At 64.1% G+C, this 19,861-nt stretch carries 19 protein-coding genes; 5 read left to right on the plus strand and 14 right to left on the minus strand.

All coding sequences use genetic code 11. The features are described 5' to 3' along the window. Position 1 precedes the first annotated feature (1 nt). Entirely contained in the window at positions 2-1,243 is a 1,242-nt protein-coding gene (locus tag VNK82_13480; protein HXE91962.1) for a hypothetical protein, read from the minus strand. A 370-nt stretch (positions 1,244-1,613) separates the two neighbouring features. On the opposite strand from VNK82_13480, the gene VNK82_13485 reads away from it, so the two are divergent. Further along, positions 1,614-2,087 carry a GatB/YqeY domain-containing protein gene (locus tag VNK82_13485; protein HXE91963.1) on the plus strand — a complete coding sequence of 158 codons (474 nt, stop codon included), beginning with the start codon at positions 1,614-1,616 and terminating at the stop codon, positions 2,085-2,087. A 36-nt stretch (positions 2,088-2,123) separates the two neighbouring features. On the opposite strand, the gene VNK82_13490 is transcribed toward VNK82_13485, so the two are convergent. From VNK82_13490 to VNK82_13510, 5 genes are all read right to left on the minus strand, one after another. Then, on the minus strand, positions 2,124-2,708 hold the full coding sequence (locus VNK82_13490; GenBank protein HXE91964.1) for a hypothetical protein: 585 nt from the start codon (positions 2,706-2,708) through the stop codon (positions 2,124-2,126). Continuing rightward, positions 2,705-3,283: a ribonuclease HI family protein gene (locus tag VNK82_13495; GenBank protein HXE91965.1), complete on the minus strand. Its 579-nt coding sequence runs from the start codon at positions 3,281-3,283 to the stop codon at positions 2,705-2,707. The genes VNK82_13490 and VNK82_13495 overlap by 4 nt, the downstream gene beginning before the upstream one ends. A 113-nt stretch (positions 3,284-3,396) precedes the next feature. Next, a complete protein-coding gene (locus tag VNK82_13500; GenBank protein ID HXE91966.1) occupies positions 3,397-4,152 on the minus strand; it encodes a metallophosphoesterase family protein in 756 nt (251 codons plus the stop codon). Positions 4,153-4,232: 80 nt separating this feature from the next. Next, complete coding sequence (locus VNK82_13505) at positions 4,233-5,219, minus strand: ABC transporter ATP-binding protein (GenBank protein HXE91967.1); 987 nt, start codon at positions 5,217-5,219, stop codon at positions 4,233-4,235. 222 nt (positions 5,220-5,441) lie between these two features. Next, the gene (locus VNK82_13510) at positions 5,442-6,281 is read right to left on the minus strand and encodes a prohibitin family protein (protein ID HXE91968.1); all 840 of its coding nucleotides are present in this window, start codon (positions 6,279-6,281) and stop codon (positions 5,442-5,444) included. A gap of 776 nt (positions 6,282-7,057) precedes the next feature. On the opposite strand from VNK82_13510, the gene VNK82_13515 reads away from it, so the two are divergent. Further along, complete coding sequence (locus VNK82_13515) at positions 7,058-8,821, plus strand: amidase family protein (GenBank protein HXE91969.1); 1,764 nt, start codon at positions 7,058-7,060, stop codon at positions 8,819-8,821. A 133-nt stretch (positions 8,822-8,954) separates the two neighbouring features. Here the strand turns inward: VNK82_13515 and VNK82_13520 are convergent, their stop codons facing one another. Then, on the minus strand, positions 8,955-9,533 hold the full coding sequence (locus VNK82_13520; protein HXE91970.1) for a DUF1264 domain-containing protein: 579 nt from the start codon (positions 9,531-9,533) through the stop codon (positions 8,955-8,957). 290 nt (positions 9,534-9,823) lie between these two features. On the opposite strand from VNK82_13520, the gene VNK82_13525 reads away from it, so the two are divergent. Both VNK82_13525 and VNK82_13530 read left to right on the plus strand, forming a co-directional pair. Then, positions 9,824-10,066 (plus strand): hypothetical protein, encoded by a 243-nt coding sequence (locus VNK82_13525; GenBank protein HXE91971.1) that lies wholly within the window; start codon positions 9,824-9,826, stop codon positions 10,064-10,066. Further along, the gene (locus tag VNK82_13530; GenBank protein ID HXE91972.1) at positions 10,067-10,390 is read left to right on the plus strand and encodes a hypothetical protein; all 324 of its coding nucleotides are present in this window, start codon (positions 10,067-10,069) and stop codon (positions 10,388-10,390) included. Between the two features lie 12 nt (positions 10,391-10,402). On the opposite strand, the gene VNK82_13535 is transcribed toward VNK82_13530, so the two are convergent. The 4 genes from VNK82_13535 to VNK82_13550 all read right to left on the minus strand — a co-directional run bounded on the left by VNK82_13535 (position 10,403) and on the right by VNK82_13550 (position 14,473). Then, the gene (locus VNK82_13535; protein ID HXE91973.1) at positions 10,403-11,224 is read right to left on the minus strand and encodes a phage Gp37/Gp68 family protein; all 822 of its coding nucleotides are present in this window, start codon (positions 11,222-11,224) and stop codon (positions 10,403-10,405) included. Between the two features lie 12 nt (positions 11,225-11,236). Beyond that, entirely contained in the window at positions 11,237-12,055 is an 819-nt protein-coding gene (gene tcmP / locus VNK82_13540; GenBank protein ID HXE91974.1) for a three-Cys-motif partner protein TcmP, read from the minus strand. Positions 12,056-12,158: 103 nt separating this feature from the next. After that, complete coding sequence (locus VNK82_13545) at positions 12,159-13,742, minus strand: acyl-CoA carboxylase subunit beta (GenBank protein ID HXE91975.1); 1,584 nt, start codon at positions 13,740-13,742, stop codon at positions 12,159-12,161. A 110-nt stretch (positions 13,743-13,852) separates the two neighbouring features. Then, positions 13,853-14,473 carry a hypothetical protein gene (locus tag VNK82_13550; GenBank protein ID HXE91976.1) on the minus strand — a complete coding sequence of 207 codons (621 nt, stop codon included), beginning with the start codon at positions 14,471-14,473 and terminating at the stop codon, positions 13,853-13,855. A gap of 135 nt (positions 14,474-14,608) precedes the next feature. Here VNK82_13550 and VNK82_13555 point away from each other — a divergent pair, with 135 nt between their 5' ends. Beyond that, positions 14,609-15,316: a nitroreductase family protein gene (locus VNK82_13555; GenBank protein HXE91977.1), complete on the plus strand. Its 708-nt coding sequence runs from the start codon at positions 14,609-14,611 to the stop codon at positions 15,314-15,316. Positions 15,317-15,355: 39 nt separating this feature from the next. Here VNK82_13555 and thrS read toward each other — a convergent pair whose 3' ends face one another. The 3 genes from thrS to VNK82_13570 all read right to left on the minus strand — a co-directional run bounded on the left by thrS (position 15,356) and on the right by VNK82_13570 (position 19,758). Beyond that, the gene (thrS, locus tag VNK82_13560) at positions 15,356-17,302 is read right to left on the minus strand and encodes a threonine--tRNA ligase (protein HXE91978.1); all 1,947 of its coding nucleotides are present in this window, start codon (positions 17,300-17,302) and stop codon (positions 15,356-15,358) included. Between the two features lie 247 nt (positions 17,303-17,549). After that, positions 17,550-18,608, minus strand: coding sequence for a radical SAM protein (locus VNK82_13565; GenBank protein ID HXE91979.1), 1,059 nt, complete (start codon positions 18,606-18,608; stop codon positions 17,550-17,552). Positions 18,609-18,807: 199 nt separating this feature from the next. Next, positions 18,808-19,758, minus strand: a complete 951-nt coding sequence (locus VNK82_13570; protein HXE91980.1) for a LysR family transcriptional regulator — start codon at positions 19,756-19,758, stop codon at positions 18,808-18,810. Between the last annotated feature and the right edge of the window lie 103 nt (positions 19,759-19,861).

Below are 19,861 nucleotides of genomic sequence, written 5' to 3' on the forward strand. Positions count from 1 at the left end.
GCTACCTGAGGCGCAGGTTCTGCCAGTTTTCCGGGACGGCGGAGATGATGCGCCGGTCCTTGACGAACAGCACCACGCCGGAAGCAGGATTGTCGCGCTCGCGGACGATGAGCAGGCCGTCGCCGTCGGGGTTGTCGGGCGGGCCGCCGACCCACACGATGGTGCTGAGGATCCCTTTGGGCACGCGGGCGGCGATGGCCACCTGCGGGTACGTGGCGTCGTAGACGTTGAAGCCCTGAGCCAGCAGGATGACGCGCCGGGTGTTATCGTTCTGGTCAACAAGGACGTAGCCGGCGTCCCGCGGTCCGCCGGTGCCGGAGAAATCGCCTTCGACGCGGCCGCTCACCGTTTCGCGATTGCCGCGCAGCCAGGAACGGCCGGCCGGGTCGAAGTCGTCTTCGCCGGCCAGACGCCACCGGGCGGTTCCGTCCTGCCGCCGTTCGTAGATGCCCGCCATCTGGGGCGCATCTGCCGGCAGCACGCCTTCGGGCAGCGAGCCCTGCGCGGCTTGCACTTCCGCGGGCTCAGAACCCGGCGGATTGTAGGTGGCCGAGACGACGGCGGCGATGGCGGCAATGGCGCCCACGGCTACGGCCGTGCGCGTCACCCACTTGCGCTCGCCCTTGATGGCCGCGACCTTCACCTTCTCCGCGCCCGGCATGTCTTCCAATTGGCGGGCCAGGACGGCCAGCGAGTCGATGTGGTTTTCCAGATGGCGTGCGGTGAAGGGGCCGGGGATGGAGAGCTCGCTCAGCTCCATGGCGCCGGTGCTCACGGTGAGGAAAGTCCCGCTGCCGCACATCAGCCGCTGCAGATGGGTGATGACCGGTTTGCCCCCCACGAACATGCGGGCCTGCGTGGGGTGGTCGCTGCGGGTGGTGAAGCGGGCGTCGAACATCTCGTCCGGGGTGCGCACGACCACGCGGCCCTCGGTGGCGCGCGCGCCTTTGGGCACCACCGACAGGGTGAAGCTGGCCGGGGCCTCCATGCGCACCATGACCCCGGGCGTGTTCTCTTGACGGGAGAAGCGGATCACCGTGGGCAGCTTGCCGGAGTTGCCGGAGACCACCAGGTCATCGCCGTCGCGGAAGATCTCTCCCTTCAGGCGCCTGGCCAGGACGGCGGCGTCGGCCTTGAGCTCCTCGTAGCCGGCATAGGTCTGCCGGGTCTTCATGGAGTGCAGCAGAGCGCCGACGACGGCGACCACGAGCACGATGGCGAACGCAATGGCGATGGGCGACATAAGGACGAGCGCTTTCCGAGCGCATGATACCCCGGGGAAGGAGGCGAAGCAACGCGCGGCATCAGGGACGACAAGGCGGAGAAGCCGGGCGGGAAGGGGGCAGCACGATTGGGTAATTTTGTGATTTGGTAATTTGGTGATTTGGTGATTGAAGGGCCCAAGATCCCGGCGCGGTGAAATCAACGAGGAGGGGGATTGAGGGTTCGGTCACTCACGGCAGGGCGAACTCACTAGAGCGTGCAGCGTGCTTCAGAGATGATATGTGACTCCCGCGAAAGCGTCCCTCAGTGGGACCCCGTAACGGCACGGCTGAAGCCGTGCCCTTTCAAAGCCAGCAGGTCGCCAATTCGTCCAATCGTATAATCGCGCCATGGGCCTCTCCGATCAGATCCAGAACGACATGACCGCGGCCCTGCGGGCGCGGGACGAGCGGCGGCTCTCCTGCCTGCGCATGGTGAAGACCGCGCTGAAGAACAAGGAAGTGGAGAAACGCGGCAAGCTCGACGACGCCGAGGTGCAGCAGGTGCTGGCTACGCTCATCAAGCAGCGCAAGGACTCCGTGGAGCAGTTCACCAAAGGCGGGCGAGCCGACCTGGCGGAGAAGGAGCAGGCCGAGATCGGCATCATCGAAGGCTACCTGCCGAAAGCCGCGGGCGAGGCGGAGATCACTGCGGCCGTGCGCGCGGTGATGGAGGAGATGGGCGCGGCGTCAGGATCACCGCCGGGGATGAAAGACATGGGCGCGGTGATGAAGAACGTCATGGGCAGGTTCCAGGCCGCGGGGACGCGCGTCGAGGGGAAGACGGTCAGCGAGATCGTGAAGCGGGAGCTGGGCGGGAAGTAAGGCTCTTCGCCGCGGATGAACGCGGATAGACGCGGATCAGGATTGGTCCACAAGTCTCAGTGCGCGCCCGACCCGAAGGAACAAGTTCAGCAGATAGACAACCGGGAGCAAGTACCAGTATTTGCGTCTAAGGTAGAGTGAAAGAAAGCGCTTCGACCAGTCGTCAGCAACGTCTTCGCGCTCCCGGAACTCCGGCCTGAGAGCTTCGTGCACATGATGCCCGAGCTCGTGATAGACAACCTCGCCCACAATCATTTCGCGGATAAGTGGAATTTTCCAGCGCAGAGACCTCTCTGACCCTTGCACGATCCGATCCACAAAGATTTCGACCCAGGCAGGTTGGTTGTTCCTCTTGTGATGATACGCACCGCGCGCATCACTCACACGAAACTTCCTCCCGCGTGCCGTCGTGCTTTCCCGTCGACGGTCATGAGAGAGTGCGCTGCTATTCGTCAAGACGATGCAGTCCAAGCCGCGCAGATACTTGGCCGAAACCGCTTCGATGAGCCGTGAGACAAGAATGTACGCATCGAACGGCGGCTCGTACCCGGAGTAGAAATTCTGAATCCGGATGGACCCGGGTTCGGCTGCCGGCTCGTTGTGGACCTCTTGCTTGCTCACTTCAGCGCTCGCACTCGAACTCTTGTGCCCTCGGGCAGCGTGTTTTCCAGCACCACTACGCCATCTCGCACCACGCCGCCGACTTCCTGGGATTTCGGTTTGCCGGAGCCTTTATCCATGGCGTCATTGGCCAGGCGGTCGGCGGCGCGGTTCTGCTCGCGGGGCACGTGCTCGATGGCGAACCAGTCGAGTTGCGCCGCCAATCCTCGCGCCCGCTCAAAGAGAGGTCGCAGCTCAGGGCTCTTGACCTTGTACTGGCCGCGCATCTGGCGGACCAGCAATTCGGAATCGGCGAGCACGCGCAGCGCGCTGTGGCCGTGCGCGCGGGCGTAGTCGAGAGCCGCGATCAGCCCGCGGTACTCGGCGTGATTATTCGTCTGGTGGCCGAGGTACTCGCTCAGCTCGGCCAGTTTCCTGCCGGAGGCGTCCTCGATGACCACCCCATAGGCGGCGGGGCCGGGATTGCCACGGGCACCGCCATCCACGCGGGCGACGAGATGGTCGGCCGGCGGCGCGGCGGAAGGCCTTTCAGCTTCAAACAGCAATCCGGGCTTACGCGCGGGGCGGCGAGACATGGGGGCAGTGTAAAGCAAACCATAAAGGACACGAAGGCAGCACGAAGGATCGGGGACGCTATGTTTGTGGCAGCCCTATCCGCGTTCATCCGCGTGAATCGGCGGCGAAGCTCTTAGCGCCCGTCGGCCAAACGGGTGGCCAGACGCTCGGGCAGTTTGGCGGTCTGAATGCGCTTCTGCGCCCCGGCGATGTTATACGGCACACGGTGGAAGGTGATGCTGTAGTCGGAGGTGTCGAACAGGGCGAAGGCGGCGCGCGGGTCGCCATCGCGCGGCTGGCCGACCGAGCCGGGATTGATCATGTAGCGGGCGGTCTTGCGCAACGGGATCTGGTAGCTCTCCTTCTCGCTTCCCAGGCGGTAGCTGGGACGAATGGTCTCGACCACGTCGGCCTCGAGCGAAAACGCGCCCTGGATGTGGGTGTGGCCGAAGAAGGTGAGCGGGAGCTGGGTGCGCAGCAGGGGCTCGACGGCATCCCGAATCACGATGACGTACTCATCTTCGTCGAGCGGCGAGCCGTGCACGAACTGGGCGTCGGCAAGCGAGTCCAACTTCAGCGGGCCCTGGGGAAGCTGCTTGAGCCACTCCAGGTTCTCCGGCGTGAGCACCTGCTTGGTCCAGAGCGCCGCCAGGCCGGCCACGGGATTGAAGCTCTCGACGCCGGTGACGCCGGAGCAGGCCTTGTCGTGGTTGCCGCGGACGGTGAGGCACTTCAGGGCGCGGCAACGGTCGGTGACTTCGTTGGGAGCGGCGCCGTAGCCCACCACGTCCCCCAGGTTGACGATGGCGTCGTGTGCCGGAGCCGCAGCCATGGCGGCCTCGAAGCCCTCGAGGTTGGAATGGATGTCGGCGATCAGGAGCAGGCGCACGGGGTTGACAGGGTTTCGAGTCGCGAGATTATAAATCACCCCCTCGCAAGAGCCACATGCCCGGCGTCACCTGCGGATGGTTACCTGTGGAGCGCTACGGGGCAGCGTACAAGGTGCCCGGGAGCCACTTCCTCGAGCGGGGGCAGGGCGGCGGCGCACTGGGAAACGCGAATCGGGCAGCGGGGCTCGAAGGGACAGCCCGGCGGCGGCGCGGTGACGGGCGGCACCGTGCCCTCGATGGAGGCCAGCGGACGGCTGCGGTCGGTGCGCAGCGTGGGCACCGCGTTCAGCAGCCCGCGGGTGTAGGGATGCAGGGGGCGCGTGAAGATTTCGGGCGCTGAAGCCGATTCCACCAGGCAGCCCGCATAGAGCACCGCCACGCGGTCGGCGATGCTGGAGACGACCCCGAGGTCATGCGAAATGAACAGCATGGCCAGGCCGAACTTGTGCCGCAGCTCCTTCAGCAGATCCAGGATCTGCGCCTGGACGGTGACATCGAGCGCGGTGGTGGGCTCGTCGGCGATGAGCAGTTGCGGGCGGTTGACGATGGCCATGGCAATCATCACCCGCTGGCGCATCCCGCCGGAAAGCTGGTGGGGATAGTCGCGGGCGCGCTGCTCGGGCTCGGGGATGCCGACGTCGCGCAGCGCCTCGACGGCGCGCTGCGTTGCTTCGTTTCTGACGGCGGACGGCTGACGACCGACGACTGACGACTGCGCATGCGCCAGCACCGCTTCCGCCACCTGGTCGCCCACGCGCATCACGGGGTTGAGCGCGGTCATGGGCTCCTGGAAGATCATGGCGATGCGCGCGCCGCGCACCTGGCGTATCTCTTCCTGCGAGCAGGCGAACAGGTCCTGGCCGTTGAGCGAGGCGCGGCCGCGCACGCGGGCCTGCGGCGGCAGCAGGCGCAGCAGCGAAAGCGCCGCCACCGACTTGCCCGAACCCGACTCGCCCACCAGGCCGAGGGTTTCGCCGGCAGCGATCCCCAGGCTCAGGTCGCGCACCGCCGCGTGCCACGCGCCGGCACCAGGAAATTCGACCGTGAGGTTGCGGACCTCGATCATCGTGGGCACGGTGTCATCCTAGCAGCGCCGGCCCCCAGCCCGGCCACGAGAGGCAGCTCTCCGTTGGGAGGATTTCTCTCCCTCAGGGGCTAAAGCCCACTGTTTACCAGGCCTTGGACGGCACCCTTCGACTTCGCTCAGGGCAGGTTCTGAAGTCACGCCCCTCCGAAAACCGTCCTCAAGACCAGTCCTAGGTACGCCGAACTCGCTACTCGGCACTCGCTACTGTCCGAGAATGATGGGCAGCCCGTTCTTGGGATTCCCAATCACCACCACCTTGCTGTTGCCGCTTTCGGCGAGCTTTTCCGTGGCCTCGATGCCCTTCCACACCAGCAGTTGCTCGCTGATGCCCTGGGCCACGGTGCGCTGGAAGTCGCGGATGCCTTCGGCTTCGATGCGCTTGCGCTCCGCCTCCTGCTTCTCTTTCTGCAGGCGGAAGGACATGGCCAGCGATTCCTGCTCGGCGCGCTGCTTGGCCTCGATGGCTTGCTTGAGGGTGGCGGGAAGCTGGATGTCGCGCAGCAACACCGCCTCCACCACGATGCCGCGCTTGGACAGGTCCCGCTCCAGTTCGGTGCGGATCTGTTCCGCCACCTGCTCGCGGGCGCTGCTGTAGAGCGCATTGGCGGAATGGGCGGCGGTGACGGAGCGTATGGAGGAACGCAGCGTCGGCTCGACCACGCGCTCGATGTAATCCGGCCCGATACTCTGGTAGACCTTGGCGGCCTCGCCGGGAGTGAGATGGAAGATCAGGGAAGTGTCCAAACCGACGACGAGGCCCTCGCTGGAAGGCACGCTGGCCGTTTCCTTGATCTGCTGGGTGCGTACTTCCATGATGTGATTGGCCTTCAGAGGATTCACCAGGTGAATCCCTTCGGGCAGTACGTCGCCGGTCACGCGGCCGAACAGCGTCAGCACGCCCACGTGCCCGGTAGGCACGGTGGCCACCGCCGACCAGAGCAAAATCAAGAGGAACAGTCCGACAACAACGCCGACTACCAGGCGGGCGGCGCTGCCGCCTACGTCCGCCACCCGATCGCGCGAGAACTCAAAGTCCTTCATGTTGCTTCCTCCTCGGGCGCGATTGTATGCGCGAGGCGATGCGGCGGAATGAAAATCGGCACGCCCTGGACCGACGCAAGCGGCTCGCCAAAGCGAGGCAGAGCGCGCCTTGGGATGACATGAAGTGCTTCGGATGCGGATTTTCCCTGGATTTTCACAATCCCAAATGGGCGCAAACCGCGCTCCGAGCGGCTGACAATCACATGGCCCACGCGGACTGCACACTTTCTGCGGCTTCCCCCTGTGGACAGTCTGCAAGTTGTTGAAACTGAAAGTGATACAGGCGCGTCTTTTCTCTTGACTGGATTCGCAGGAAGAGTAGAAAGGCAGCCGTTCTTTGACAGTTTCCTGGTTTCGCCGGTTGGTGGTGAGTCCGGGGCTCGAGCCAGATCACCGCAGTCGCTCTCGAGGTGACAGCGCGGAGGGTCGGTGAGGGTCTAAAGCGAGCCGCTGGTCGAGAGGAACGGGAAGCGAGGTCAAAGGCAAGATAGGACCCCGAGGCGTTGACCGGTTTTCCCGGTTGGCGGTGAGCCCGGAGCCCGAGCTTCAGGGGAAACCCTGACTAAGGATCGCGCGTCGCGACCCGCAAGGAAGCGGCGAAAGCAGGTCGGCAAGGGTCTAACGCGAGCTACTGGCCGAGGAGAACAGGTTCAGCAGAACCTCGGGGTCCTTAGTTTTTATTGACGATTTTTTCATTGAATCATTGACGATTGGTCCGCGGGCAATGGTCAATGAACAAAATGAACCAATCGTCCATTCCTTTATAATCGCCCGCCATGTCTGGGCTTCTCTCTGACCGCCGCGCCTTTCTATCCTTCCTTTCCACCTTCGGTGTGACCTCGACGTTGTTTCCCGGCGTGCTGTGGGCCGCGGCCGAAGGCAAGAAGGAAGTCACCAAGGAAATGATCGCCAATGCCGCTGCGCTGGCCGGCATCGAGATCGCCGACGAGCACAAGGACCTGATGGTCAAGGGCCTGAACGAGCAGCTCGCGAACTTCGAGGCCATCCGCAAGCTGCAACTCGCCAACTCGGTAGAACCGTCGCTGCTGTTCGATCCGGTTCTGCCCGGAATGAAATTCGCGACCGTGAAGCGCCCCATGCGCCTGAGCCCGGCGACCGCCGGCGCTGTGCCCAAGAACCTGGAAGAGGTCGCGTTCTGGAGCGCGCGGCAGCTTGCGGCGCTGGTACGGGCGCGGCGGGTATCCTCGATGGCGCTCACAGAGATGTATCTCGAGCGGCTGAAGCGTTACGACCCGCTGCTCAAGTTCGTGGTCACGCTCACCGAAGACCGGGCCCAGGCGCAAGCCCGGGAAGCCGACCGCGACTTGGCCCGCGGCCGCTGGCGCGGCCCGCTGCACGGGTTGCCCTGGGGCGCCAAGGACCTGCTCGCCGTGAAAGGCTATCCCACCACCTGGGGCGCCAACGGGTTTGAGAAGCAGACCTTCGACGAGGACGCCGAAGTGGTAAAACGCCTGGATGCCGCGGGCGCCGTGCTGGTCGCTAAACTGACCCTGGGCGCGCTGGCCCTGGGCGACGTGTGGTTCGGCGGCATGACCCGCAATCCCTGGAAGCCCGAGCAGGGCTCGAGCGGCTCGTCGGCTGGATCGGCTTCGGCGACCGCCGCCGGGTGCGTGGCGTTTGCCATCGGCTCAGAGACGCTGGGCTCGATCTCTTCGCCCTCGACGCGCTGCGGCACCACCGGGCTGCGTCCCACGTTCGGACGCGTCCCGCGCACAGGAGCCATGGCGCTGGTGTGGAGCATGGACAAGCTGGGCCCCATTTGCCGCGCGGTGGAGGACTGCGCCATGGTCTTCGACGCCATCCGCGGGCCCGACGGTCGCGACCGCACCGTGCGCGACCTGCCCTTCAACTGGGATGCCGCGCTCGATCCCCGTACGCTGCGCGTGGGCTACTTCCGGTCACAGTTCGACCGCAAGCCGCCCAAGGACCGCGAAGAAAAACCGGAGGACAAGGAACGCCGCGAAGAAGCCATGCGTTTAGACATGGCGGCGCTCGAAGTTTTCACCAGGCTGGGCATCAAGCTCCTCGAAGTGGAACTGCCCGGACTGCCGTACGACGCCATGCTTACCATGCTCGAATCGGAATGCGCCGCGGCCTTCGACGAGCTGACGCGCAGCGGCCGTGACAAGCTCCTGGTGGGCCAGAAGGAGAACGACTGGCCAAACATCTTCCGCGTGGCCCGCTTCATCCCGGCGGTCGAATACGTGAACGCCAGCCGCGCGCGTACTCTGGGCCAGCAGGCCATGGCCAAGGTGTTCGAGAAGGTGGATGTAGTGGTGGCGCCCACGACTGGACCGCAGTTGATTGCGACGAATCTGACCGGCCATCCGGCGGTGATCCTGCCCAACGGCTTCCGCACGGACGAAACGCCCACCAGCTTGACGTTCCTGGGAAATCTCTACGGAGAAGCCGCAATGTTGGCCGTGGCCAGGGCGTATCAGGAAGCAACCGAGTGGCATCTACAGCGGCCTAAGCTGGATGAGGCGCTCGAGAAGACAAGAGCAGAAACGAAAAGCTAACCACAAAGGTCACGAAGGGAGCACGAAGGGATTTGACAGGGCCCGCCTCGGCGGGCCCTGCTGTTGGTGACGGCTGACGGAGGTCCTTCGCTCAGGATGAGCGCCCGACGGCGCGGACGCCGCAGAAGCGCGATCACTTCTTCTCGTAGTTCTTCCATTCCGCCATGGTCATGGGCTTGTGGCCCACGGCCTGGGCGATGGACATCTTCCCGTTGGGCAGCTTGCCGTCCCAGTAGAAGTGATAGATCAGGCCGTCGGTCGTGGCCACCAGGTCCGCCACGCCCTTGGCCTGGTCGTCGGGCAGATCCAGCACTTTCACGCGGCCGCCGGCGATCTCGACGGCGTGGTCGTGCCAGTTCTTGTTCCAGGTCTTCAGCGGCATGCCGTTGCGCGTCATCGACTTGGCATAGATCCACTCGATCTGGGAGAGCATGGCGTTGGGCTCGGTGGATTCGTAGATGAGGCACACGATCTGCGGCGGGTCGGGCGCGTACACCTTGCAGTAATGGTGGTAAGGACCGTGCTCCTTGCCATCCACCAGGTGGGGAGCCACGACGTGGACGTCGTAGCCGGTCGAGGGACGGGCCATGGGTGCCTCGGGCGCGGGCGAGGCTGCGGCGACAGGCTGCGCGGTGATGCGGCGGGAGCCAACCAGGACGCCGAGCAGGAAACAGGCGAACAGCAGGACTGCAAAGAGGAAGGTGCGTTTCATGGGATTGCCTCCCCGATGGTCAACTCTTCCGGGTCAGGCGGCCCCTCGCGGACTGGGCGCCTTGCCACGGCGCGAAACCTTAGTCGAAGTGCCGGTGGCCGTCAACTCTCGTCCGGGGCTAAAACCCGCGATTTCTGAAGCAGCCCCTTCGGCACGGTCGCTGCGCTAGTCGGCCTGAAGGCCGACCTACCGAGGCGCGCCCCTCCGAATGCCCAGTGTGATGTTTCGGCCTCGACGCATCGTGCGCTACCCTGAAGGCATCTTTCCCCTAGAGGAGGTGGAACGCACTCATGGCACGCATCGCCGGAATCGAGGGAAGGCAGGCGCCCTGGCTCATCCGCATGGTCATGGGCAAGGTGCGCAAGAGGATGGGCAAGGACCTGACGCCGATGAAAATCCAGGCGCGGGTGCCGCGGGTCTTCTGGGTCAACTTCCTCACCGAGCTGTTGCTGGGCCAGCGGGCGAAGGTCCCTTTGCGCCTGCGCACGCTCATCCAGATCCGCACCGCCGCGCGCGTGGGCTGCCCGTTTTGAATGGATATCAATTCTGCCGTGGGCAGAAACAATGGGCTTACCGATGACGAAATCGCGCGCATCCTGAGCAGCAGTGAAGAAGGCTTCACAGAGCCTGAGCGGCTGCTGTTGCGCATGGCCGACCAGCTCGCTGCGACGCCCGCCAATGTTTCGGAAGATCTCTTCGCGGCATTGCGCCGACACTTCAGCGACGAGCAGTTGATCGAATTCGCGGCCGCCGCCGCCCAGGAGAACTATCGCGCGCGTTTCAATCGAGCCTTCGACGTGGGCAGCGACGGGCTGTATTGTGTAATTCCGACAAGGACCGCAGCCGCGGACGATTGACGGCTGCTTCGTTTACGATGCAAGCTGCACCAGCGGTTGGGACTGTGTGAACTTCCATGCAGCCGTGCGAGCCAAGACGCGCTCAAAGACGGTGGAGACGCCGTCCGCTCTAATCTCAGGAAATTCGTCATAGGTGCGCCCCTCCAGTACCCGGCCGCTTCGGGACTTCTGTTTTCCACCCCACTGTTTGAAGAAAAACGGAACATCCTGTTGGAGGCACTGGTCTCTGATAGAGAGAGCCCACTCGGCCCTCATTAGTCTTGCGCCTGGCCCACTCTCCCCTCCGACAATCACCCAATGGATGCCTTCGAGGTTGATGCGGCCCAGGTCTTCCAGCAGCGGCTCTACGGAGAGAAACCGCACTCGTGCCGGCGCGGCAATGAGCTCAGGGACTCGCGGAAGGCCGTAGCGCCGATCTTCCACACTTACGCCCCACCAGATGTTCGGCATAGCGGCTGCGAAACTCAGACGCGAACTCAACAACTGGCGCAACCGCGTGGCCCGCTTTGTGAGTACCTGAAAGGTATGCCATCTTGCGGCGACCATGACGGAGCAGACGGCCTCGATGTAATCGTCCGGCACGCCATCGTGAAATAGATCGCTCATCGAATTGACAAATACCATTTTGGGCTGCCGCCACTCCAACGGCTCCAAGAGCTTCTCAGGCACCAGCCTCAGGTCGAACCCGTGTTCATAGGGATGGCCGTTTACGCCACGGAATCGCTCCGCAAACCGTTCGGCATAGCAGTGCTTGCAGCCCGGGCTGACCTTCGTGCAGCCGCGAACCGGGTTCCACGTGGCATCTGTCCATTCAATTTTGGAATCGAGCGACATTGACGCCGCCTCCTAAGACATCCCTGGCAAACGTGGTTGGTCTGTGCCGTATGACAGTACGTCTTTCCAAAAGTCGTAGGCTAGTTTATGGCGCGAGAAGAGCGCGAGGTAATAGAGGGGAAGATTCTTCTCGGCTGACCGAACCATCTTCATGTTGTACAACTCTTGCGGCAAGTATCTGAGTGTTTCCATTCGTTCGGCAAATTGTCTAGCAAGGAACTTGGGAAATTCGACGCCTTCCTGTTGCGCTTTAGGCCAGGCGGAACGCCAGCCGCTAGATCCCAGGAATTCGTCAATCTTGCGGGATTCGGCCGTTGTATACAGCGGGTAGTTCAGGTTCGCATCCATGTAGACCGCGAGTAACACAAGAAAATCCACACGCCTCGATGAAATCCTCCTCAATGTCTCGAACTTGATTCCGATGTTGAAGGGGTCCACAAAGCACAGGGTCAAGACTTTGTGGCGTTGGGAACCCACCGGGATTTCCTTACAAATCTCGTTTACGCGCTGGTTGCAGTCACCGCGAACAAAGCTCACTTTAGCTGCGGGTGCGGTCTTGGCGACCCTCACCTTCAAAGCGGCAAGAAGATCGTTTCTCTTCTCGCAAAAGATGTACTTGTCGAAGGGATCCTCTACTAACAAAGCTAGTATTGGCGATGCCGCGAGAATGGTATTCGAGTCACGGATACGGCTGTAACCAGAGCCTGCGTACAAATCGACGTAGACTCTCTCATCCCATTTGTTTTTCATCCCTGTCGAAAAGAGTTTGGCGTACATTGCCATCAGGCGGTACTTGTCCTCCGCCCAAGGCCCAACTTCCGGGCATAACAGGCATCTTCGACCGTCACGACTTTCGCCATTTGTTCGCTAGCCTCCGTGGATTATAGCCCAATTTTTCAGACATTCCCGGGACTCGGAACCAAGGGCCTAACGGCTACAGCGGAATATTCCCGTGCTTCTTGGGCGGGTTCTTGTCGCGCTTGTTTTCCAGCATTTCCAGCGCGTCAATGATCTTCTTGCGGGTCTCGCTGGGGCGGATGACCGCGTCCACGTAGCCGCGCTCGGCGGCGATGTAGGGATTGGCGAAGCGCTCGCGGAACTCTTCCACTTTCTGGGCACGTAGCGCGGCCACGGCGGCTTCGCCGGTCAGTCCGTTGAAGCCCTCCTTGGCGGCGCGGTCAAGTTCGCGCTTGTAGACGATGTTCACCGCGCCCTCGGGGCCCATGACGGCGATCTCGGCGGTGGGCCAGGCGTAGTTCACGTCGGTGCGGATGTGCTTGGAAGCCATGACGCAATACGCGCCGCCGTAGGCCTTGCGGGTGATCACGGTGACTTTGGGCACGGTGGCTTCGGCGAAGGCGTAGAGCAGCTTGGCGCCGTGGCGGATGATGCCGCCGTATTCCTGATTAGTGCCGGGCAGGAAGCCGGGAACGTCCTCGAAGGTGACCAACGGGATATTGAAGGCGTCGCAAAAGCGCACGAAGCGCGCGCCCTTCACCGACGCATTGATGTCGAGCACGCCGGCGAGAAACGCCGGCTGGTTAGCCACGATGCCCACGGGCCGGCCATTCAGGCGCGCGAAGCCCACCACGATGTTCCTGGCGTAGTGCTCGTGGACTTCGAAGAAGTATCCGTCGTCCACCACGCGCTGGATGACGTCCTTGATGTCGTAGGGGAGGTTCGACTCGGCAGGCACGATGCGGTCCAGCTCTTCGTCGGCGCGGTCGATGGGGTCGGAGCACGGGCGCCGCGGCGCGTCTTCGAGATTATTCGACGGGATAAAACTCAGCAGCTCACGGACGAGCGACAGGCACTCGGCGTCGTCGTGGGCCACGAAGTGGGCCACGCCCGACGTCTCATTGTGGGTCATGGCGCCGCCGAGCTGTTCCTTGGTGACTTCCTCGTGGGTCACGGTCTTGATGACGTCCGGCCCGGTGACGAACATGCACGCCGTCTTTTCCACCATGAGGATGAAGTCGGTGATGGCCGGCGAATACACCGCGCCGCCCGCGCAGGGGCCCATGATGGCGGAGATCTGCGGGATCACGCCCGAGGCCAGCGTGTTCCTGAGGAAGATATCGGCGTAGCCGGCCAGCGACATGATGCCTTCCTGGATGCGGGCGCCACCACTGTCGTTGAGCCCGATGACGGGAGCGCCCACGCGCATGGCCAGGTCCATGATCTTGCAGATCTTCTGCGCGTTGGCTTCGGAGAGGGAGCCGCCGAACACGGTGAAGTCCTGCGCGAACACGAACACCAGGCGACCCTCGATGCGACCGTAGCCGGTGACGAACCCGTCGCCCAGGACCTTCTGCTCCTGCATGCCGAAATCGGTGGAGCGGTGGGTGACCAGCTTGTCGGTCTCTTCGAAGGTGGCGTCGTCGAGCAGAAACTCGATGCGCTCGCGCGCCGACATCTTGCCTTCTTTGTGCTGGCGCGCTCGGCGATCGGCGCCGCCGCCCGCTTCAGCGAGGGCGTCGCGCTTCTTTAGCTCCGCGAGTTTCTGTTCCAAATCCATGTCGGGAAGGATTATAGCCACAGAGGCACAGGGACACCGAGGACGACTGATGGCGCAGCTCACCGCAGCATTGATTCAATGATTCAATCGCTCACTGATGCCACGCGGTCTTACTGCAGCGCCGTGTTGGGTTCCCAGCGGTACTTCTTGCCATTCCAGAACACCACCGAGCTGAGGACCGAGGTCTCTTCGGTGCTGAGGGCGTTGATGGTCTTTTTCTTGTACTCGATGCGGGTCAGGCCCAGGCGGTCGAAGGGGATATTGATAAGCACGAACTTGGCCTTGGGGGTGGCGGCGCGCCAGGCCTCCGTGCCCGCGCCGTGGATCACCAGCAGGAAGCGGTTGCGCAGCGGGTCGCGCATGTTGAAATCCCAGGTGATCTTGGGGTCGCCGAAGCCGAAGTAGGCGTTGTGCGGGTCGAGCACCTTGAAGCCGTAGTCCCGCTGATCGACCAGCGGGTTCTTGGAGCGGCCCACGATCACGCAGTCTTCCACCTGGTCGCCGTTCAGGTCGACGGTAATCAGGGCCGGAGCAAAATCGTCCACCACGGCGAACTCGGGCCCGAACTGCTTCTTCACCAGCTCGTCCACCCAGGCGGGTAGCGCGGGCGCGGCCTTGGGCGGCGCCGTCACCGTGGGCGGTTTGGCGGGCTCGGGCGTCTGCTGCTGCGCGGCAGCGCCCGACATCAGGATCAGGAGGACGAGGGCAGACGCGCCAAGTACAGCTCGCATAGGCTGAGTGTAGCGCTGCCGGCCGGGAAAACAAGGGGCCGTGCCGCCGCGGGCAACAGTGTGGGATATCCCGGCGCTCGTTCGGGCATCTTACAAGCTGGTTTAGACTCTCCCCCCGTGTTGCCAGGAGGCACGATGTCCGCCGCGCAGCCGAGGTTCATCCCGCTCGACTATCAGCGCCCCACCCCCGAAGAGCAGCGGGCGCGGCTGGCCGCTTTCGCAGAGACCATGCGGCGGCGACGCACGGTGCGCGAGTTCTCGCCCGACCCGGTGCCCTTGGAGCTGATCGAACGCGCCATCCGCGTGGCCGCCGGCGCTCCCTCGGGTGCCAACCAGCAGCCCTGGCGCTTCGTGGTGGTCAGCGATCCGGCCGTCAAGCGCGAGATCCGCCTGGCCGCGGAGGAGGAAGAGCGCGCCTTCTACGAACATCGCGCCCCCAACGAGTGGCTGGAAGCGCTGGCGCCGCTGGGTACGGACTGGCACAAGGAATTCCTCGAGGTCGCGCCCTATCTCATCGTCGTTTTCCGCCTGGACTATGCACTTGAAACGGGGCCGGGCGGAGAGGAAGTCCACCGTAAGCACTATTACGTGATGGAATCGGTGGGGCTGGCCTGCGGGTTCCTGCTGGCCGCACTGCACATCGCGGGACTGGCAACGCTGACGCACACGCCCAGTCCCATGGGCTTCCTCAGCCGCATCCTCAAGCGGCCCAAGAACGAACGGCCGTACCTGCTGATCCCCGTAGGTTATCCGTCGAGAGACGCCAAGGTGCCGGACATCACGAAGAAGCCGCTGAGCGAGGTGTTGGAGGTGCTGGGCGAGGTTGCAGCCGAGCAGCCCTGACGCGGGCCCGATCCGCGTGAGATCCGCGTGGACCGGCGGCTAAAGTGTTGCTGTCTTCTCCATGATGTGCCGCTTCGCGCGATCAACAAAGGCGGCCAGCGGCATGTCCTCGGTCTTCTCTTTGCCGCGGGTGCGCAGGTTGACGCTGCCGGCCTGCGCTTCCTTGTCTCCTACCACCAGCATGTACGGGACCTTCTGCAGGGCATGCTCGCGGATCTTGGCGTTCATCTTCTCGTTGCGCGCGTCCAGATGCACGCGCACGCCCGCGGCTTCCAGTTCCTTCGCGACTCTCCCGGCGTACTCGTGGTGCCGCTCGCTGATGGGAATCACGACCGCCTGCACCGGCGCCAGCCACAGCGGGAACGCGCCTGCGTAGTGCTCGAGCAGCACGCCGAAGAATCGTTCCACCGAACCGTAAAGCGCGCGATGCACCATGACCGGCTGCTTGCGTGAGCCGTCCTCGGCCACGTACTCCAGGTCGAAGCGCTCGGGAAGGTTGAAGTCGAACTGGATGGTGGTGAGCTGCCACAGCCGCCCGATGGCGTCCACCAGCTTGATGTCGATCTTGGGACCGTAGAATGCCGCTTCCCCGGGGATGAACTTGTACTCGAGCTCCCGCCGCTTGAGCGCGTTCTCCAGCGACCGATTGGCCATCTCCCACTGCTCGTCGCGCCCGAGGAAGTTCTTGCGGTCTTTGGGATCCCAGGTGGAAAGCTCCACCACGTACTGCTCGAAGCCGTAGGTCTTGAGCACCGCCAGGGCGAAGTCGAGGCAGGCGACAATCTCGTCCTCGATCTGCTCCGGGGTGCAGAAGATGTGGGCGTCGTCCTGGGTGAAGCCGCGGACGCGCAGCAGGCCGTGCATCACGCCGGAAAGCTCGTAGCGGTACACCGTGCCCAGCTCGCCCAGGCGCATGGGCAGGTCGCGGTAGGAGCGCAGCCCGGTCTTGTAGATGAGGATGTGCCCCGGACAGTTCATGGGCTTCACGCGGTAGTTGGCGTCGTCCATTTCCATCGCGGGGTACATGTTCTGCGCGTAGTAGCCCTCGTGCCCGCTGGTCTTCCACACGTCCACGCGCAGGATGTGCGGCGTATAGACGAGCGAGTAGCCGCGCTTCAGGTACTCCTCGCGCAGCCAGTCTTCCATCTGCTTGCGGACGATGCCGCCCTTGGGATGCCAGAAGATCAGCCCCGGCCCGGCCAGGTCCTGGATGGAGAACAGGTCCAGTTGCTTGCCCAGCACACGGTGGTCGCGCTTCTTGGCTTCCTCCATCTGGTGCAGGTACTGGTCGAGTTCCTTCTTCGAATAGAACGAGATGCCGTAGATGCGCTGCAGTTGGGCGTTCTCTTTGCTGCCCAGCCAGTAGGCCCCGGCCACGTTCAGCAGCTTGAACGCCTTGATGCGCCCGGTGGAGGGGATGTGCGGCCCGCGGCAGAAGTCCAGGAACTTTCCCGTGCGATAGATGGAGATGGTCTCGTCCGGCCGGGTGAACTGCTCGATGAAGTGGCACTTCATGAAGTCGCCTTCGGCGCGGAAACGCTCCAGCCACTCCGCCCGCGGCAGGTGCTCCTGGGCGTAGGGGATGTCCTGTTCCACCAGCTCCTGCATCTTCTTTTCGATGCGCTCCAGGTCCTCCTGCGTGAACGGCTGCTCGCGATAGAAGTCGTAGAAAAAGCCGCTCTCGGTCGCCGGACCGTGGCCCAGCTTGGTCTCCGGGAAAAGCTCCAGCACCGCCGCCGCCAGAAGGTGCGCGGAGGAATGGCGGAAGACTTCCAGCGCCTCCGGGTCTTTCTCCGTCAGGATGCGCAGCACAGTGTCTTTTTCCAGCGGGCGAGTCAGGTCGATGAGGTCGCCATTGGTCTTCGCCACCAGCGCCGACTCGGCCAGCCGTGGCCCGATCGACCGCGCGATCTCCAGCGGAGTCGTTCCCTTGGGCACCGACTTGACGCTGCCGTCGGGGAGCTGGACCTGGATGGTTTCAGACATAGCGCGAAAATCCAAAGTTTAGCATGCGACGTTCAGGGCTTTGCGAGAGTGAGGAGCTATCGTGTGCTGCGGCGAGAATCCGAAGCCGGAGTGTGCCGGGAACCTTCGAGAGCAGCGGCATTCCGCTCTTGTTCGCGGAGCTGTTTGCCCGCCTTCTTGAGTGAGAGGCAGAGGTCGCGCAGCTCGGATGCGAGCTTGAGACGCCGGGTCACGGCTGCGGGCGAATAGTCAACCAGCTTCGAAAATCTCAGCCCTTGATCTGCACCAGTTCGCTCTTGCCCGCAGGCTTGGGCGCCCAGCGCACGCCTTCGGGCGAGCGCGGATCGAGCCGCCGCGCCAGAGCGCCGATGGCGATGGAGCTGCGCATGATGTGCCCGGGCTTCAGGCCCAGGGCCAGCGGGATCTCGCCCAGCCACTTCAGCCCCACGCTGGCGGCGCAGCCGCACTGGCTGCAGTCGGGATCGCCGCCAAAGATGCAGGGCTCCACCCGGCTGGTGAGGTCGGCGGAGTAGTTCACCGACATCTGCGCGAAGACACAGTCCTTGGGGGTCGCGGGCGGGGTGACGAAGGCATGCGCCACGCCTTCCGGCATGAGCAGCTTGGGATACTTCTTGCCCAGCGCCGCCAGCTCTTTCGCCACCTGCGGGCGCGCCTCCAGCGGGATCATTTCCGGCGTCTGCTCGCCCCGCTGCGGCGTGTACAGGCTGGCCCAGATCTTGTTGCACTCCGGCCGCGCGTTCCAGAAGGCCACGTACTCGTCCAGGTAGCGGTGGCGGTCGATCATCGGCCGGGTGATGGTCCAGTGGATGTTGACCTCGCAGCCTTCGATGTTCTTGAGGATCTTCTCATAGGTGGCCGGCTTGCGGCGGATGTCATGGTGCTCGGGTAGCCCGTCGACGGAGACGGCCACGCGCGTCCGTGGGATGCTCATCCACTCCACCGGCACGCGGATCACCGCGCTGGTCACCACCATGGCGAACACGTTCATGGCGCTCAGCCGCGGCAGGATGCGGCTCAGCTCGCGGTGCCGCACCAGCGGCTCGCCGCCCACCAGCGAAACGTGCATGGGCTTGTGCTTCCTGACCAGCCCGACCACGCCTTCCACCAGGTCGTCACCACGCAGGTCATTGAGGTCGCGCAAGGTGGTTCCGCCGCCCAGGTGGGTGTCGCCGTAGGCGTAGCATCCCGGACAGCTCAGCGGGCACTCACGCGTGATCTCGATGGAAAGGAACGGGACCTTCCCGGTAAGGATCTTGCCCCAGGCGCCGACCACCTCATGGGCCTGGATGCTGCGACGACGGTCCATCGTTCCTCCTGCGGGAAATGGGTGTGCAGCGAACCGGGCCGAAGACGGGGGGCCCGATGGGTTCGTTAGATGCCGGTTTTCCCGCCGCGGTTCTCGCCGCCGGTAGGGGCGCGGTGAGAACTGCGTCCCGGCATTCTACGCTATTGAAGTGAGCGGGCGAGTGAAATCCCGCCAAGCGGAGAATGGCGCACCTGAACGGTCAGCCTGCGGCAGCGATGCGCGGGCCGCCGCCGGCCCCGCGCAGCGCGGCGCGAAAGGGCGATTTCTCATCCGCCAGCATGGTGATGAAGTCCTCGATGTAGCCCGGTGGCTGGGCGCGCCGCAGTGTGACTGCGCTCCACTGCCGCCGGCACCCCTGGCGCGTCATCGGTCGCGCCGCAATCTCCCGCTTCGTCAGGCAGGGCGCCACCGCCCAGCGCGCCAGGAAGCCCACACCCAGCCCGGCCTTTACCATCTCCACCACCGCTTCGGTCAGCGGCATCTCGAGCACTGCAGCGGGTTCGACGCCGGCCGGCTTCAGGTACAAGTTCAACAGGAAGCTGTCCTCCCGCGGCGGATAGATGATCACTGTCTCTCCCGCAAGCTGCTGCGGGCGGATGAATTCCGCCCTGGCCAGGGGATGTCGCGGGGGCAGCACGACCACCAGTTCATCCTCGAATAGCGGCCGTATGCGCAGGCGCGGATCCGGTCCCTGCATGCTGGTGATGGCCAGGTCGAGCCGGCCCTCGAGCAGCGCCTCCACGGGCCGGTGCGTCGCCTGAGCATCGATGCGCACCTCCACGCCGCCGTGCCGCTGGCGGAACTCGCGCAGCAGCTCCGGCAGCCAGTGGTAGCAGGTGTAGCACGCGGTGCTCAGGCGCAGCACGCCGCCTTCGCCCCGGCCCTGCCGCCGGATGCGGCCTTCCGCGCCCTCCAGCTCGGCGAGTACGCGCCGGGCTGTTTCGAGCATCTGCTCGCCCGCAGGCGTCGGTTGCATGCGCCGCCCCAGGCGCAGGAACAGCCGCGCGCCCAGCTTCTCTTCCGCGTCGCGCAGTTGATGGCTCAGCGCCGACTGCGTCAGGTGCAGCCGCCGCGCCGCCGCCGTCACGCTGCCCTCCTCGGCCACCGCGGCCACCAGCTTCAGGTGCCGCACGTCCAGTTGCACGCCCATGGGTCCATGAGTCTATCTCATGCTTTGAATGAAAAGAAACAATGTGATTAATGGATGGTTCCCGTCGTCCAATGCTCCTGAGCCGGACGGCTCAGGAGCGTAC

Source organism: Terriglobales bacterium (assembly GCA_035573675.1).
In the GTDB taxonomy this organism is placed as follows: Bacteria; Acidobacteriota; Terriglobia; order Terriglobales; family Acidobacteriaceae; genus DATMAB01.

What these genes read in the sequence shown, in the direction of transcription:
- VNK82_13505 (HXE91967.1), bottom strand. Translation starts at nt 5,219, where the DNA reads ATGATCGAGGTCCGCAACCTCACGGTCGAATTTCCTGGTGCCGGCGCG.
- VNK82_13515 (HXE91969.1), top strand. Translation starts at nt 7,058, where the DNA reads ATGTCTGGGCTTCTCTCTGACCGCCGCGCCTTTCTATCCTTCCTTTCC.
- VNK82_13570 (HXE91980.1), bottom strand. Translation starts at nt 19,758, where the DNA reads ATGGGCGTGCAACTGGACGTGCGGCACCTGAAGCTGGTGGCCGCGGTG.
- VNK82_13525 (HXE91971.1), top strand. Translation starts at nt 9,824, where the DNA reads ATGGCACGCATCGCCGGAATCGAGGGAAGGCAGGCGCCCTGGCTCATC.
- VNK82_13480 (HXE91962.1), bottom strand. Translation starts at nt 1,243, where the DNA reads ATGTCGCCCATCGCCATTGCGTTCGCCATCGTGCTCGTGGTCGCCGTC.
- VNK82_13530 (HXE91972.1), top strand. Translation starts at nt 10,067, where the DNA reads ATGGATATCAATTCTGCCGTGGGCAGAAACAATGGGCTTACCGATGAC.
- VNK82_13510 (HXE91968.1), bottom strand. Translation starts at nt 6,281, where the DNA reads ATGAAGGACTTTGAGTTCTCGCGCGATCGGGTGGCGGACGTAGGCGGC.
- thrS (HXE91978.1), bottom strand. Translation starts at nt 17,302, where the DNA reads ATGTCTGAAACCATCCAGGTCCAGCTCCCCGACGGCAGCGTCAAGTCG.
- VNK82_13535 (HXE91973.1), bottom strand. Translation starts at nt 11,224, where the DNA reads ATGTCGCTCGATTCCAAAATTGAATGGACAGATGCCACGTGGAACCCG.
- VNK82_13485 (HXE91963.1), top strand. Translation starts at nt 1,614, where the DNA reads ATGGGCCTCTCCGATCAGATCCAGAACGACATGACCGCGGCCCTGCGG.
- VNK82_13520 (HXE91970.1), bottom strand. Translation starts at nt 9,533, where the DNA reads ATGAAACGCACCTTCCTCTTTGCAGTCCTGCTGTTCGCCTGTTTCCTG.
- VNK82_13555 (HXE91977.1), top strand. Translation starts at nt 14,609, where the DNA reads ATGTCCGCCGCGCAGCCGAGGTTCATCCCGCTCGACTATCAGCGCCCC.
- VNK82_13550 (HXE91976.1), bottom strand. Translation starts at nt 14,473, where the DNA reads ATGCGAGCTGTACTTGGCGCGTCTGCCCTCGTCCTCCTGATCCTGATG.
- VNK82_13565 (HXE91979.1), bottom strand. Translation starts at nt 18,608, where the DNA reads ATGGACCGTCGTCGCAGCATCCAGGCCCATGAGGTGGTCGGCGCCTGG.
- VNK82_13495 (HXE91965.1), bottom strand. Translation starts at nt 3,283, where the DNA reads ATGTCTCGCCGCCCCGCGCGTAAGCCCGGATTGCTGTTTGAAGCTGAA.
- VNK82_13545 (HXE91975.1), bottom strand. Translation starts at nt 13,742, where the DNA reads ATGGATTTGGAACAGAAACTCGCGGAGCTAAAGAAGCGCGACGCCCTC.